The following is a 2,130-nucleotide window of genomic DNA, read 5'->3' on the forward strand; positions in this document are numbered from 1 at the left end:
AGATAATGCTTACGTACATTCTCATTATTGGCTATTTCATCACTTGTACCCGTGGCAAACATTTCTCCGCTTCTCATCACGTAAGCTCTATCGCAGATACCCAGTGTTTCACGTACATTATGGTCTGTAATAAGAATACCCATATCCAGATCAACAAGTTGTTTAATGATACTTTGTATATCCAGTACTGCGATAGGATCAACCCCCGCAAAAGGTTCATCCAGGAGTAAAAATTTCGGTTCGCCTACCAGGGCTCTTGCTATCTCAACCCTTCTTCTCTCACCACCACTTAAACGTATGCCTAAACGAGCACGGATAGGTTCTATATTGAAGATCTCGAGCAGTTTTTCTATACGTGGATGAATCTTCTCTTTGTCAAGATTTAAAGCTTCGGCTGCGATAAGCAGGTTTTCTTCTACAGTAAGGTCTTTGAATATACTGGATTCTTGAGGTAAATAGCCTATGCCCATCTGAGCACGTGAACTTAAAGGCAATTTTGTGATATCTTCTCCATCTAAAAAAACCTGGCCTTCAGTAGCATCAGTTAATCCGCACACCATATAGAACGAAGTGGTCTTTCCTGCACCGTTTGGACCAAGCAGACCTACGATCTCTTTACTCTTTACAGACAAAGAGATATCATGTACTATCTGTGTTTTCTTAATGGTTTTAGCAAGGCTTTTGGCTTCAAGTGTATGCATTATACGTTAATCCTGTAAATTCTACTATTTTCATTGGGTTCAATGTCTATCGTTGCAACATTATAACCAACACCTTCTAAAAAGGCTTTAAGGGCATCAGACCCCCACTCTACCATATGCCATCCCTGCTTTTCAAACTCTTCAAAAAGCCCCATCTGCATAAATTCTTCATGATCCAAGCGATAAAGGTCATAATGAAAAAGACTACTGCCGTCTTTTGCACCATAACACTGTTGTAAAGAAAAAGTCGGAGAAGTCACTTCACCTTCTATCCCTTTGGCTTTTGCTATGGCTTGTGTGAGTGTCGTTTTTCCTGCAGCTAGATCACCGCGTAAAAAGACAATAGCATCAGAAGGAAGTGTCTCATCCAAATAGCTAACCACTTTATCTAGTTCATCCAACGATGCGATTATCTCTTTCACTGTTAGTTACTGCCTGCCAATTGCTGACTTACCTTGGCCATAAGGTTTAAATGTTCACTTGCTTTCCCACTGTCAAGCCCACTTTTAGCCATCTCTACAGCCTCTTCTATATCACGGACATTGCCATCTACAAAAAGTGCAAATGCTGCATTAAGTAGGATGATGTCTCTTTTCGCACCTGTCTCTTCTCCTGAAAATATATCTCGAGTGATCTGCGCATTAAAATTTGCATCTCCACCCAAGATAGCCTCTTTAGGAGCAAGTTTAAATCCAAATGTCTCCGGGTTTATCTCACCTTCGGAAATACGGTTTGATTCAACATAGGCAAAAGAAGAGTTACAAGCCAGTGAGATCTCATCCATACCGTCATGGCTACTGACCACATAAGCACGTTTAGCACCAAGTTCAAGCAGTGCATCTGCCATACGTTTAATGTAAGAAGGGTCAAATACACCCAAAAGGTATTTCTCTGCTCCAGCAGGATTTGTCAAGGGTCCAAGAATGTTAAAAATGGTTCTATGCTCTATTGATTTACGTATAGGCATGATGTGCTTCATCGCAGGATGATGATCTGTTGCAGGGAAGAAACAAAAACCCGTTTCTTCAAGCATTTTGATCTTATTATCTATGGTTAGATCCAGGTTAATGCCCAAAGCTTCCAAAACATCCGTAGATCCGGAGTTTGAGGTCACACTTCTATTCCCATGCTTAGCGACTACACGGCCCATAGAAGCCAAAAGAAGTGACACCGTTGTAGAGATATTAAAACTCCCGCTTTTATCTCCCCCTGTACCGACAACATCGATGGCTTTTTCTTTCAGTGTCTCAGATAAAGAGAGTTTAATGGAGTGCTCACGCATAACAGAAGCAGCCGCAGCAATTTCACTGCCGCTTTCACCTTTTTCATAAAGGTCTACAAGAAAAGCCCTTGCTTCTTCTGTACTCATTTCATTGTTAAATAGTTTTTCAAATTCTTCTCTAACACCCATCACGCTCTCCTATTTAAT

3 protein-coding genes are annotated in these 2,130 nt (G+C 40.9%); all 3 read right to left on the reverse strand.

Features of this window, described 5'->3' with window-relative positions; translation table 11 throughout:
• Nucleotides 1-701 (reverse strand): LPS export ABC transporter ATP-binding protein (gene lptB / locus ABYK33_RS15545; RefSeq protein ID WP_373034233.1); only part of this gene is annotated, 701 nt, incomplete at its 3' end.
• On the reverse strand, nucleotides 701-1,123 hold the full coding sequence (gene tsaE, locus ABYK33_RS15550; RefSeq protein ID WP_373034234.1) for a tRNA (adenosine(37)-N6)-threonylcarbamoyltransferase complex ATPase subunit type 1 TsaE: 423 nt from the start codon (nucleotides 1,121-1,123) through the stop codon (nucleotides 701-703). The genes tsaE and lptB, both read right to left, overlap by 1 nt.
• A gap of 2 nt (nucleotides 1,124-1,125) precedes the next feature.
• Entirely contained in the window at nucleotides 1,126-2,112 is a 987-nt protein-coding gene (trpD, locus tag ABYK33_RS15555) for an anthranilate phosphoribosyltransferase (protein WP_373034235.1), read from the reverse strand.
• Nucleotides 2,113-2,130: the final 18 nt, after the last annotated feature.

Source organism: Sulfurovum sp. (assembly GCF_041562805.1).
Taxonomy (GTDB): Bacteria; Campylobacterota; Campylobacteria; order Campylobacterales; family Sulfurovaceae; genus Sulfurovum.

What these genes read in the sequence shown, in the direction of transcription:
- trpD (WP_373034235.1), bottom strand. Translation starts at nt 2,112, where the DNA reads ATGGGTGTTAGAGAAGAATTTGAAAAACTATTTAACAATGAAATGAGT.